The organism is Mesoplasma sp. JKS002658 (assembly GCF_023566355.1).
In the GTDB taxonomy this organism is placed as follows: domain Bacteria; phylum Bacillota_I; class Bacilli_A; order Mycoplasmatales; family Mycoplasmataceae; genus Edwardiiplasma; species Edwardiiplasma whartonense.
Genome location: NZ_JAKNSW010000001.1, coordinates 212,666 through 226,539 on the forward strand (window position 1 = coordinate 212,666; position 13,874 = coordinate 226,539).

The following is a 13,874-nucleotide window of genomic DNA, read 5'->3' on the forward strand; positions in this document are numbered from 1 at the left end:
GTTGCCATTCTCCTTTTTGAGTCTTTTTCCCGAAACAAAATAATCTCTTTTTCTTTTTAATCATTGCTAAAATAAATAAAAAGAAAGACTTAGTAATTATAACCCAAAAAGAAAAGTACTAAGGCGGTTTTTAGAAAAATTTGATTGATTAATCCAAGGGTTGTTTATAATAAAATCAACAAAAAGAAAAGGGAAAAGGAAAATGAACTTAGCAAATATTAGAGCGCAGTTTGGTTATTTAAAAAATAATCCACAAGAAATTTATTTTGATAGTAGTGCAACCTTTTTAAAACCTCTAATTGTGAGTCGGGCTGAACAGTTTTACTATGAGCACATTAACGCTAATCCCCACAGTTTTGATTATCAAAACGCTTATCAAAGTAACCAAATTTTAAGTCAAACTAGAAAACAAGTTCAAACCTTCATTAATGCTCGAAGTGAGCAGGAAGTTGTCTTCACAAGCGGTGCAAGTTTTGGGTTAAACCAAATTGCTTTTGGATTGAGGGATTATTTAAACCCTGGTGATGAAATTTTTGTCAGTGATTTAGAACACTCATCTAATCTTGTTCCCTGATTAGTTTTGGCTCAAGAAAAGCAGTTAGTTATTAAAGAAATTCCTTTAACTGAAACTTTTGCTATTGATATTGATCAATTAAGCAAAATGATTACTCCTAAAACTAAGGTGGTAAGTTTTGCTGTGATGAGTAATACAATCGGAATTAGTAATGATGTAAAGAAAATTACAACAGCAATTAAACAAGTTAATGTGCAAACTTTAGTGTGTGTGGATGGTGCGCAAAGTGTAGGTCACCAAAAAACTGATGTCCAAGCTTGAGGAGTAGATTTTTTTACTTTTTCTGCTCATAAAATGTATGGTCCGTTTGGAGTGGGAGTCTTATATGGAAACCAGAATGTTTTAGAAACTTTAAAACCGCTAGTTTTTGGTGGGGGAATGAGTGAGAGTGTGCGAGTTGAACCTTTAAAATATCAATTAACCCCTCTACCAGTGCGTTTAGAAGCAGGAACACCAAACATCGCAGGAATTTATGCCTTTAGTAAAGCTTTGGATTTTATTAATGAGATTGGGATTGAAACAATTCATAATCACGAACTTAAACTCAAAAAATATGCTCAAACAAAGATTAAAGCAGCTAACTTAAATTCTGAACTTGTTTTTTATAATTTAGAAAACGATGCCCCAATGCTTTTATTTAACTTAAAAGGTGTTAACCCTCAAGATATTGCTAGTTTTCTGGCTCATGATTATCAAATCAGTGTTCGTAGTGGAGCTATGTGTGCGCGATTGACTGCTGAACTTGGTTTTAAAATTAGTGTTCGGGTAAGCTTTGGAATTTATAATACGGAGAAAGAAATTGATAAGTTAGTTGAAGGGTTAAAAAATATTGAGCACTTTTTAGATCATATTTTATAAGAAAGGAAAGGAATAAAGATGGATAATCTTAAAAAGAAACGTGAAGTTTTAATGAATCATTACGTTAAGCCTGTGCATTTAGGACTTGTTGATAATTCTCAACTTTATACCAAACGTTTGCAATCAGATAGTTGCGCTGATGAGTTAACCCTACAAGTTGATGTGAGAAATGGAGTGTTTCAGAGTCTGCGCTTTGAAGGTAGTGCTTGTGTAATTGCTACTAGTAGTATCGATTTATGGTGCGACTTTTTAATTGGTAAAAGTTTAGCCACTGCTCAAAGTTTGCTTAATGAATACCTTTCAATGATTTATAAAGGAACAATTCCTCAAGATAATTTAAGCGAGTTAATGATTTTTGAAAATCTTCACCATCAAAAAGGAAGATGAAAATGTGCAACTTTAGGAGCAGAAGGGATTATTGATTTTATTAACCATGCTAAATAATAAGCCAATCTTAAGAGGACAATATTTAAAGTTACAACAAAATCTTGATCCAGAATATCAAAACCAAGCTCAAGCACTGATTGATGTGGGGTTTATTAATTTTGTGCGCCAAAAAACAATTAAAAGTTTAGCTTTATATGTTGCTAGAACCTATGAAGTTGGCACATTAACAATGATTAAGTATGCACTTGAACATTCGATTGCAGTTTATTTACCAAAGGTTAATCAGGATAAAACAATGGACTTTTATCAAATTTTTAATCTTGAAAAAGATTTAACCTTTAATTCTGCTTTAAAAATCTGAGAACCAGTTCCTAACATTACTTCGCTTTTAACCCAAGAAATTCAACTTGATGCTTATTTTCTCCCTTTAATTTGTTTTGATAATCGTTTAAATAGAATTGGTTCTGGTCAAGGTTATTATGATAGTTACTTTAAGGGGCGAAATTATCATGGTTTGGTGGTTGGTTTAGCTTTTGAAACTCAACACACCAAGCAGTTAATTGATAGCGAACCCTTTGATCAACCTTTAAGTGCAGTTATTAGTGAAAAAGAAGTTTATTATCGCAAACTAAGTGAAATATAACCGCTATTGTTTTGTCTTTGCTGATGTTTTTTGAAAAAATAATCGCTAAAATAAAAGCATAGGAAGAAGGTTTGGTAATGATTAATGTTGATTTATCACAAACAGGTTTAAAAGCTTTGGATCAAGAAATTGATGTAACAAAAGTAAAACAAATTCATGAAATGATTTTTAAAAAAACTGGTGCAGGAGCAGATTTCTTGGGATGGTTAGACTGACCAAAAACTTATGATCAAAAAGAGTATGCTTTAATGAAAGAAGTTAGTCGAACTTTAGCCAAGAAGATTGATTATTTAGTTGTCATTGGGATTGGTGGTTCTTATTTGGGAACTCGTGCTGCTGATGAAATGATCCGCGGGTTACACCCAGTTAATGGTGTGAATCTAATTTATGCAGGAAATACCATTTCTTCAACTTTTACTGCGCAACTTAAAGAATTTTTAAAAGATAAGAAATATGGGATTTGTGTTGTTTCTAAATCAGGGACAACAACTGAGCCTGGAATTGCTTTTCGGGTATTTGAACAGGAGTTGGTTACTCAGGTTGGTGAACAAAAAGCTAAGGAACTAATTATTGCAGTTACTGATAAAAGTAAAGGAGCTTTAAAACAACTTGCTGATAACAAAGGGTATCAAACTTTTACTATCCCTGATGATATTGGAGGAAGGTTTTCTGTACTCACCCCAGTGGGAATTTTTCCTTTAATGGTTGCAGGAATTAATACTGATGAAATCATGCAAGGTGCTTTGCAAGCATTGAATGATTTAACTGCTCCTGATTTAACTAATTCTGCTTATCAATATGCAGTAGCGAGAAATTTATTGTTGAATCAAGGTTATAAAACTGAAGCCTTAGTTAATTATGAAATGCAGATGCAAATGGTTGGTGAGTGGTGAAAACAACTTTTTGGTGAGTCAGAAGGTAAGGATGGTAAATCACTATTACCCTCAGCGATGATTTATTCTACTGATCTTCATTCTTTAGGGCAATGAGTCCAAGAAGGAAGTAGAGGGATAATGTTTGAAACTGTGATTAAGATTGCCCAACCAAACGTTGATTTAAAGATCCCTACTGATGCAGATAATTTGGATGGATTAAATTACTTAAAGGAAAAAACTTTCCACGAGGTGAACCAAACTGCTTTAACTGGTGTGGTTGATGCCCACGTTAATAATGGGAAAATGCCTAACATTATTTTAGAGTTTGAAAAAATGGATGGGTTTATGTTTGGATATTTGGTTTATTGGTTTGAACGCGCTGTTGCTATGAGCGGTTATCTTTTGGGGGTTAATCCGTTTAATCAGCCTGGAGTAGAAATTTATAAACACAACATGTTTAAATTACTTGGGAAGCCAGGGGTAAAATAGTTCTTAATTCTTACTATGAAAAACACACTTACGAGTGTGTTTTTTTGTTAAAATTGGAAAGATTTAAAATCCCCAAGTGAGAAAAAATGAAAAAACAATGATTAATTATTTTTTATGCTTGAATGGTAGTTGTACCGATTTTTTGTATTGTTTTAGATTTATTTATGTCAACAATTTCGCCAACGATCAGTAAAAACGGGAATCAGAACCCAACGTCTTATTTTGACCTTTCTGTAATTAACCAGTTTGTTTATTTTTCAGTTTGAGTTACTCTAGGGATTGCTGTTTTTGGTTTGGTTAATTTAATTAACTTATTTACTAACAAAATGCCCCGTTGATTAACCACAAAGAATAACCATACTTTTATTACCAGTATGGGAATTATTATTATGATAGCTTATACTTTAATGTTGATTTTTAATCCTGAACGTGAGAATCGTTTTGGCGTGTGATACAAGACTTTGAAGACCATTCTTGAACACTTCATTACTCCTTTGTTATTAATTGTTCTTTATTTTTTTCACCCAACAGGAATGGTTAAAACCCGTAATTATGCAAAAAAAACTGGTTGAATTACCATCATCTTTCCGGTTGTTTATGTTTTGGTGGTTGTGATTCGAGCAGCGATGCTTTATAAATACGGGCCAAAGTCGGATTACTTAACTTGAAACCAAACTAGAAGTTGAAAAGAAGGGGTGTCAATTATCTTTCCTTATGGTTTAAACCCGTGAGAAAAACCTGCCTATTTATGAGCACCAGCACTAGTACTGCTGATTTTCTCTCCCTATGCTCTGGGTAATTTATTAAACTTTCTAAGTAATAAAAGCATGAAAGTGTTTTCAACAAGAAAATCAGACACCCCGCCTAAACGTTCTAAAGCTCATTAAAAAGATGGGAATTTAATCCCTCTGTCTTTTTGCCTGGGAAAACTTTCTGTACAATATGCATCAAAGGGAGATGGAAAAAATGAACGAAACAGAAGTTAAATTTAAATGCCCAAGTTGTGGTGGTAAATATAGTTTAAACGAGTTTTTAGAACATAATTCTGATGCTTGAAATGACTATATCAATAAAAAAACTCAACAACAATTAAAGATCCGTGAAGGTGAAATTCGTCAAGATGAAGTTAGCAAACAAGAACAAGTTTTAAAAATTGAGTTGAGCAAAATTCAACAAGAACACCAACAAAATTTGCAACAAAGTCAAGATGAAATTACTAAGCTAAAGCACCAACTTGTTCAAGAAAACCAAGCTCAAGCCTTAATTGTAGAGCAAACAAAAAATAAACTTAAAGAGCAGTATCAAGATGCGATTAAAAATTACCAAGCTGAAATTCAAAAATTGGAATTGGATCAAAAAGCTCAACTTAAGTTAACTGAAGAAAAGATTGCTGCATTAAAAGCATCAGCAGTACAAGCAAAAAATAGTGAAATTCAGTTATTAACCCAACAGATTAAAAATTTAGAGAAAGAGTTACATGATCAAAAAGATAAAGAAAGTTTAGTTATCCAAACTGAAAAACAAACGATCGAAAAACAATATCAAGATCAGATTAATAATCAGCAATTAGAGATTCAAAGATTAAAACAAGATCAAAAAGCGCAATTGGATTTAGCTCAAACGAATTTAGATGCTCAAAAAGCAGTAATCATGGAAACAAAAAATAGTGAAATTCAGTTGTTAAACCAAAAAATTGAAACTTTAAAATCAGGTTATGATAATGAAGTTAAAACTGCTTTACAGGCCAAAGAGTTGGAATTAAACGAAAAAATTCATCAGTTAGAAAAAGAAAAAGCTGACCTTATTTTAAAAAACAATGAAAATCGTATTATCAATAACAAGATCAAAGGTGAAAACTTTGAACATGAAGTGGAGGGAGAATTACGCAAAGCTTTTGGTTCAAGTGATGATATGATTGAAAAAATCACAGTTGCTGATAAAAAAGCAGACTACCTACAAATTGTTCGCAATAGTCAAAGAAAAGAACTGGGCAGAATTGTTTATGAAGTCAAAAATGCCGAATGATCTGACAAGTGGGAAGCAAAGTTGGTGGTTGATACTGCCCAACAAAAGGCTCAGTATGGAATTTTAGTCGCTACTAAATTTAATGATAAATATCATGATGTGCCCTTTGTCAAAAGTTCAGAAAACGATCATATTTATTTAACTGATGGTGATAGTTTTGTCTTTGTGGCCCAAATTTTGCGAAGAATGATGGAAAACGAAAACTATTATCGTCAAAAGGTAAAAGAATTAAGTACTAATGAGAAAAACGTTTTACTTTCTAAGTATGAAAAAGAGCACGAAGCACTAGAACAATTTTTAATTGAAAAACTTCCAGGATTTAAAAAGAAATTTGAAACTCAATTAGAAGCGATTTTAAAAGTTGGGCATACTTTAAGTAAACAAGTTAATATTTTAGAAACAGCGCATAATACTTTGCAGAAAGAATATACCAAGCGAATTGCTGAAGAATTACAAAAAATTAGTACAATATAATACAAGAAAGTAAGAAGGATATTTAATCAAGATGCCCCCCAAAAACCCAAAAACTAGTAAAGAAACCAAGAGTAGTAAAAAAACTGGTAAAACTTCAAAAACAACTAAGTCAGTAAAATCAAAAAAACCTGGAACTAGGATAGTTAAAGTAATTAAAAGTAGCAAGATTATTAATTCAGTTAATAATCCTTCAATAAAAGAAATTGTTAAACTTCAAAAAAACGCTACTTATCGTCGTGAAGTTAAGAAGTTTGTTGTTGAAGGTATTCACCTAGTTGCTGAAGCGTTAAAAAAAGGAATTGTGGAAGCGGTTTATTTAACTCAAGGTGTTTATGAAGAATTGTACGAATCGTTGCCTACAAGTAATGACCAATACTTTATTATTAAAAATCATGTTGCTGATAAAGTTTCGATGACTGTTCACAACCAAGGGATTTTTGCAGTTTGTAAAATGGTGGCACAAGAAGTTGATTATGACCACGATATCCTTTTGTTAGACCGAGTTCAAGATCCAGGTAACATTGGTACTTTGATTCGGAGTGCGGCTTCTTTTGATTTTAGAACTGTAATTAGTGCTCCGACCTCAGTAAGTTTTTATAATGATAAAGTCATTCGCTCTACTCAAGGAAACTTCTTTCAAATTAATTTGGTTCGAGAATATTTAATGCAAACAATCAATGATTTAAAAGAGGAGGGGTATGTGATTATTGGTACGCAAATGCATGAAGAGAGTAAGATGCTACCAAAGGTTCGTTTAAAAGATAACCAAAAATATGCAGTTGTAATTGGGAATGAATCAAAAGGGATTTCTCCTGAAATTAGCAGGTTGATTGATTATAATGTTTTGATTCCGATGGAAGAAGAAGTGGAGTCACTAAATGCTGCAGTAGCTGGTTCAATTCTGATGTATGAAATTTATGAACATAAGTTATAGTCCTTTAATGGGACTTTTTACAAAAAAGTTTTAGCAGAGGTAAAATATACTTAACAAATTTTAGAAACGGAGAAATCAAGATGTATAAATTTGATGCAATGATTAACAATGAATTTGTTTCAGGTGCTAATCGGGTAGAAATCTTGAACCCCACTACTTTAGAATCTGCTGGTAGTGTTGCAGGATTAGAAGAAAAAGATATCGATCAAGCCTATCAGGCAGCCCGTAAAGCTCAACAACCTTGAGCAGATTTACCCTTAATGAAAAGAATTGAAGTTTTAAAAAAGTGGAACGCTTTAATTCAAGAAAAACGTGAAGAAATCGCCAAGATTATGGTCAGTGAAGTGGCTAAAGGATATAAGGCTTCATTGAGTGAAGTTGATCGAACTGTTGAATATTTTGATTACACTCTTGAAGAAGCGAAACGTTTAGAGCCATCAGTGTTTACTGGAAGAGGAATGGGAGTTAACAACAAGTATGCTCTTTATGATCGGGTTCCTAAAGGTGTAGGATTAGCAATTTCACCCTTTAACTATCCACTTAATCTGTCAATGTCTAAAATTGCTCCTGATTTGGTGATGGGAAACACTGTGGTGTTTAAACCAGCTACAGCAGGAAGTTTAACTGGAAGTTATTTAGGAAAATTAGCAGTTGAGGCTGGTTTACCAAAAGGAATCTTTAACGTGGTGACAGGAAGAGGTTCAGTAATTGGGGATATTATTACCCAGAATCAAGAGTTAGACTTTATTTCTTTCACCGGAAGTGTTAAGGTCGGGCACCATATTTTAGAAATCGCTAAAACTAAAGATGTAATTCTTGAATTGGGAGGAAAAGACCCGGCTTTGGTGTTGGATGCAAATAATTTAGAATTTGTCGCTGAAGAAATTATTAGTGGTGGTTTATCTTATTCAGGACAAAGATGTACCGCGATTAAACGGGTTTTAACCACTAATGCGATTGCTGACCAATTAGTGCCTTTGTTAAAAGAAAAAATCAGTAAGCTAAGTGTGGGTAAACCGGAAGATGACGCCTTTATTACTCCGGTGATTGATGAGAAAACTGCTGATTATGTCCAAGGGTTAATTGATGATGCTCAAAGTGATGGTGCGACGATTGTTTTTGGTAATAGTCGTGAAAAGAACTTAATGCAACCAACTCTTGTTGACCGGGTTGATGTTAAATCACGCTTGGCTTGAGAAGAGCCTTTTGGTCCTGTCTTACCAGTAATTCGTAACGATAATGTTGAAGAACTAATTAAACTTGCTAACCAATCAAACTTTGGTTTACAAGCTAGTGTTTTTACCACTGATTTAGATTTAGCGATTAGTGTCGCTAGAAAAATTGAAGCAGGAACAGTTAATATTAACGGAAAATCACAACGAGGACCTGATTCTTTTCCGTTTTTAGGAATTAAAGATTCAGGTTATGGAGTACAAGGAATTCACGAAACCTTGCTATCGTGTACGCGTTATCGGGGAATTGTGATTAATTACAAAGATCCTTTAAAGAAATAGTAAGTAGAAAAACACCTTTCTTGAGTGAGGTGTTTTTTTCTTTTTGAAAAGCGCACTATGATTAAAGTGCTTTTCAGAAAACCAAGCAGTATATCAGGAAAGATTCTATTTTAAAAACTCCTTAATTTCTGGGGTTTTAGGAAAAACAAAAAATATTTTAAAAAAAAGTTTTTTTTAGTTGCTTTTGATTTTTGAATAAGTTAATATCTTATTTGTCGTTAGGGAAAAACGAGTTATGAAAATGAATTAAAACTTCACAATCTTTCTTTGTTTTTTAACGAAAAATGATCTTTGAAAACTAAATAGAACAACCAATTACTTGTTAAAAAAAGTTATTGTAAAATAACTCGTACAATTTAATTGAGATAAAAGAATAGTCAGCATCAAAAAGGAATTTATATTTAAAATGAGAGTTTGATCCTGGCTCAGGATAAACGCTGGCGGCATGCCTAATACATGCAAGTCGAACGGGAGTGCTTGCACTCCAGTGGCGAACGGGTGAGTAACACGTATCTAATCTACCTTTTAGTGGGGGATAACCTTTGGAAACGAAGGATAATACCGCATAAGATCTTCATTATGACATCAGAAGAAGAGGAAAGATCCGTTTGGATCGCTAAAAGATGAGGATGCGGCGTATTAGTTAGTAGGCGGGGTAAAGGCCCACCTAGACGATGATACGTAGCCGAACTGAGAGGTTGATCGGCCACATTGGGACTGAGATACGGCCCAGACTCCTACGGGAGGCAGCAGTAGGGAATTTTTCACAATGGACGAAAGTCTGATGAAGCAATGCCGCGTGAGTGATGAAGGTCTTCGGATTGTAAAGCTCTGTTGTAAGGGAAGAATAAGCCAGGAAGGAAATGTCTTGGTGATGACGGTACCTTACCAGAAAGCCCCGGCTAACTATGTGCCAGCAGCCGCGGTAATACATAGGGGGCAAGCGTTATCCGGATTTATTGGGCGTACAGGGTGCGTAGGCGGTTGTGTAAGTTTAAGGTTAAAGTCCAGAGCTCAACTCTGGTTCGCCTTAAAAACTATACGACTAGAATGTGACAGAGGTAAACGGAATTCCATGTGTAGCGGTGAAATGCGTAGATATATGGAAGAACACCTGTGGCGAAAGCGGTTTACTGGGTCATTATTGACGCTGAGGCACGAAAGCGTGGGGAGCAAATAGGATTAGATACCCTAGTAGTCCACGCCGTAAACGTTGAGTATTAAGTGTCGGACTTAAGTTCGGTGCTGCAGCTAACGCATTAAATACTCCGCCTGAGTAGTATGCACGCAAGTGTGAAACTCAAAGGAATTGACGGGGACCCGCACAAGTGGTGGAGCATGTGGTTTAATTCGAAGCAACACGAAGAACCTTACCAGGGCTTGACATCCAGTGCAATGGTATAGAGATATACCGGAGGCTAACATTGAGACAGGTGGTGCATGGTTGTCGTCAGTTCGTGCCGTGAGGTGTTGGGTTAAGTCCCGCAACGAACGCAACCCTTGTCATTAGTTACTAACATTCAGTTGAGGACTCTAATGAGACTGCTAGTGTAAGCTAGAGGAAGGTGGGGATGACGTCAAATCATCATGCCCCTTATGTCCTGGGCTACACACGTGCTACAATGGCTGATACAAAGAGTCGCAATCCCGCAAGGAGGAGCTAATCTCATAAAGTCAGTCTCAGTTCGGATTGAAGGCTGCAACTCGCCTTCATGAAGCCGGAATCACTAGTAATCGCGGATCAGCGATGCCGCGGTGAATACGTTCTCGGGTCTTGTACACACCGCCCGTCACACCACGAGAGTTGGTAATACCAGAAGCAGGTTACCTAACCTTTTAGGAGGGTGCCTTCCAAGGTAGGACTAGCGATTGGGGTGAAGTCGTAACAAGGTATCCGTACGGGAACGTGCGGATGGATCACCTCCTTTCTATGGAGTTTATTGATAAGAATGGATTGGATTCCACCAATCTTGACTATTTGGTTCTATTTAGTTTTCAGGGGTTATTAATTTAACTTCTGAAAAACAGATTGTTCTTTGACAACTAAATATTTGATGAGAAAAAATAAAAATTAAAACAAAACAATTTTCTAAAATTAAGTTATTAATCGATGATATTGAGATCAGAAAAAAATAACTAAAATTTGTAAATTGCCATTAGATTTCTTCTAATAAAAGTAAGGGCATATGGTGAATGCCTTGGAAAATGGAGCCGAAGAAGGACGTGACTACCTGCGAAAAGCATCAGGGAGCTGGAAGTGAGCTTTGATCTGGTGATATCCGAATGGGGAAACCCAGCAAGATTTACCTCTTGTTGACTTGTAGTGAATACATAGCTACAAAGTCGGGAACCTAGGGAACTGAAACATCTTAGTACCTAGAGGAAAAGAAAATAAATAATGATTCTCTTAGTAGCGGCGAGCGAACAGGGAAGAGGCCAAACCGGTTTTCGAACCGGGGTTGTAGGACTTTCATAACGAGTAATCAAGTTTAATGATAGTAGAAGTGGTTGGGAAACCACAGCACAGAGGGTGATACTCCCGTATACGAAATCATTGAACCTCAAGAAATGTTCCTGAGTACGACGAAGCACGTGAAATTTTGTCGGAATCTACCAAGACCACTTGGTAAGCCTAAATACTCCCATTTTACCGATAGTGAACCAGTACCGTGAGGGAAAGGTGAAAAGTACCCCGAGAGGGGAGTGAAATAGTTCCTGAAACCATATGCTTACAAGAAGAGGAAGCGCGTTAAGGCGTGACCTCGTGCTTTTTGTAGAAAGAGCCGGCGAGTTACAGTTGCATGCAAGGTTAAGCACTTTTAGTGTGGAGCCGTAGTGAAAGCGAGCCTTAATAGGGCGTTTAGTATGTAGTTGTAGACACGAAACCGAGTGATCTAGCCATGACCAGGTTGAAGTTGGGGTAAAACCCAATGGAGGACCGAACCAACGTTCGTTGAAAAGACCGTGGATGAGTTGTGGCTAGCGGTGAAATTCCAATCGAACTCGGAGATAGCTAGTTCTCCCCGATATATCTTTAAGGATAGCGTCGTGGTTAGAATAGTGGAGGTAGAGCACTGAATTTAGAATGGCCGCACCTAGCGGTACTGACTAAAATTAAACTCCGAATGCCACTATCTCGTCCACGGCAGTCAGAACATGGGTGATAAGGTCCATGCTCGTGAGGGAAACAGCCCAGATCGCCAGTTAAGGTCCCTAAGTGAATACTAAGTGTGTAAGGATGTGAAATTGCACAGACAGCTAGGATGTTGGCTCAGAAGCAGCCACCATTTAAAGAGTGCGTAACAGCTCACTAGTCGAGTGATTTTGCGCCGAAAATGTACCGGGGCTTAAGTATTCCACCGAAACTGCGGATTGTATTTTATACAGTGGTAGGGGAGCGTTCTAAGGGCGATGAAGTCAGACCGTGAGGACTGGTGGAGCGCTTAGAAGTGATTATGCCGGCATGAGTAACGTTTGAGAGTGAGAATCTCTCATGCTGTTTAACCAAGGATTCCTGGGCAAGGTTCGTCCACCCAGGGTTAGTCAGGACCTAAGGAGAGGCCGAGAGGCGTATTCGATGGACAACAGGTTGATATTCCTGTACTGATTAGTTAGTGATGGAGTGACGGAGAAAGGTAGTGTATCCCAGGCGTTGGTTGTCCTGGGCTAAGCACAAAGGTGGCGTTGGTTGGTAAATCCACAACGTATTCAACACTGAAGTGTGATGGGGAACGAACAGTTCGCTTAGTAGTGAAGTACATGACCCTAAGCTTCCAAGAAAAGCTTCTAACTTAATAACTAATTACCTGTACCGAGAACGAACACACGTGGTTAAGGAGAAAATCCTAAGGCAAGCGAGAAAACTGTAGTTAAGGAACTCTGCAAAATCACCCCGTAAGTTCGCAAGAAGGGGTGCTTGGTGTGAAAACCAAGCCGCAGTGAAGAGGGAGGGGCAACTGTTTAACAAAAACACAGCTCTCTGCTAAGTCGTAAGACGAAGTATAGGGGGTGACGCCTGCCCAGTGCTAGAAGGTTAAAAGGAGAGGTTAGCGTAAGCGAAGCTTTGAATTGAAGCCCTGGTGAACGGCGGCCGTAACTATAACGGTCCTAAGGTAGCGAAATTCCTTGTCAGGTAAATTCTGACCCGCACGAAAGGCGTAATGATCCCTTCGCTGTCTCAACTACAGACTCGGTGAAATTTTAGTACCAGTGAAGATGCTGGTTACCCGCAACTAGACGGAAAGACCCCGTGGAGCTTTACTATAACTTGATATTGAAATTTGGTGTGCTATGTAGAGGATAGGTCGGAGACTTTGAACCACAACCGCTAGGGGGTGGGGAGTCAACCTTGGAATACGACCCTTGGCACATTGAATTTCTAACTTCGACCCCTGATCGGGGCCAAGGACAGTGTCTGGTGGGTAGTTTGACTGGGGCGGTCGCCTCCTAAAATGTAACGGAGGCGCTCAAAGGTATCCTCAGCATGGTTGGAAATCATGCATAGAGCGCAAAGGTAGAAGGATGCTTAACTGCGAGACTTACAAGTCGAACAGATGCGAAAGCAGGACTTAGTGATCCGGCGGTCCCGAGTGGAAGGGCCGTCGCTCAACGGATAAAAGTTACCCCGGGGATAACAGGCTGATCTCCCCCAAGAGTTCACATCGACGGGGAGGTTTGGCACCTCGATGTCGGCTCATCGCATCCTGGAGCTGAAGTCGGTTCCAAGGGTTGGGCTGTTCGCCCATTAAAGCGGTACGCGAGCTGGGTTCAGAACGTCGTGAGACAGTTTGGTCCCTATCTGTTGTGGGCGTTGGAAAATTGCGAAGAGCTGACTCTAGTACGAGAGGACCGAGTTGGACACATCCCTGGTGCTCCAGTTGTCGTGCCAACGGCATAGCTGGGTAGCTAAATGTGGATAGGATAATCGCTGAAGGCATCTAAGCGAGAAGCCCCCTTCAAGATGAATTTTCCCCCTCACTTTCGGGTGAGTTAAGATCCCATGTAGACCACATGGTTGATAGGATGGGTGTGTAAGTGTCGTGAGGCATTAAGCTAACCATTACTAATCGATCGAGAGAAATTAGACGCAAATATAATGGAC

8 protein-coding genes and 2 rRNA genes are annotated in these 13,874 nt (G+C 37.6%); all 10 read left to right on the plus strand.

The window, feature by feature from the left end; translation table 4 throughout:
- The first annotated feature begins 202 nt into the window (after nt 1-202).
- The 10 genes from LD125_RS01035 to LD125_RS01080 all read left to right on the plus strand — a co-directional run bounded on the left by LD125_RS01035 (nt 203) and on the right by LD125_RS01080 (nt 13,860).
- Nucleotides 203-1,432 (plus strand): aminotransferase class V-fold PLP-dependent enzyme, encoded by a 1,230-nt coding sequence (locus LD125_RS01035; RefSeq protein ID WP_250137236.1) that lies wholly within the window; start codon nt 203-205, stop codon nt 1,430-1,432.
- A gap of 18 nt (nt 1,433-1,450) precedes the next feature.
- Nucleotides 1,451-1,876 carry an iron-sulfur cluster assembly scaffold protein gene (locus tag LD125_RS01040; protein WP_250137567.1) on the plus strand — a complete coding sequence of 142 codons (426 nt, stop codon included), beginning with the start codon at nt 1,451-1,453 and terminating at the stop codon, nt 1,874-1,876.
- Entirely contained in the window at nt 1,851-2,462 is a 612-nt protein-coding gene (locus LD125_RS01045; RefSeq protein ID WP_250137566.1) for a 5-formyltetrahydrofolate cyclo-ligase, read from the plus strand. Before LD125_RS01040 ends, LD125_RS01045 begins: the two co-directional genes overlap by 26 nt.
- Nucleotides 2,463-2,539: 77 nt before the next feature.
- The gene (locus tag LD125_RS01050; RefSeq protein ID WP_250136821.1) at nt 2,540-3,826 is read left to right on the plus strand and encodes a glucose-6-phosphate isomerase; all 1,287 of its coding nucleotides are present in this window, start codon (nt 2,540-2,542) and stop codon (nt 3,824-3,826) included.
- Nucleotides 3,827-3,912: 86 nt separating this feature from the next.
- A complete protein-coding gene (locus LD125_RS01055; protein WP_250137565.1) occupies nt 3,913-4,713 on the plus strand; it encodes a hypothetical protein in 801 nt (266 codons plus the stop codon).
- A 79-nt stretch (nt 4,714-4,792) separates the two neighbouring features.
- Entirely contained in the window at nt 4,793-6,325 is a 1,533-nt protein-coding gene (locus tag LD125_RS03875) for a DUF2130 domain-containing protein (RefSeq protein ID WP_250137564.1), read from the plus strand.
- 31 nt (nt 6,326-6,356) lie between these two features.
- A complete protein-coding gene (locus LD125_RS01065) occupies nt 6,357-7,259 on the plus strand; it encodes a TrmH family RNA methyltransferase (protein WP_250136818.1) in 903 nt (300 codons plus the stop codon).
- 80 nt (nt 7,260-7,339) lie between these two features.
- Nucleotides 7,340-8,773 carry an NADP-dependent glyceraldehyde-3-phosphate dehydrogenase gene (locus tag LD125_RS01070; RefSeq protein ID WP_250136817.1) on the plus strand — a complete coding sequence of 478 codons (1,434 nt, stop codon included), beginning with the start codon at nt 7,340-7,342 and terminating at the stop codon, nt 8,771-8,773.
- Nucleotides 8,774-9,175: 402 nt separating this feature from the next.
- Nucleotides 9,176-10,701: ribosomal RNA gene (locus tag LD125_RS01075) — 16S ribosomal RNA — on the plus strand.
- Nucleotides 10,702-10,939: 238 nt separating this feature from the next.
- Nucleotides 10,940-13,860 (plus strand): 23S ribosomal RNA (locus LD125_RS01080).
- Together the 16S and 23S rRNA genes form the textbook arrangement of a ribosomal RNA operon.
- The last annotated feature ends 14 nt before the right edge of the window (nt 13,861-13,874 follow it).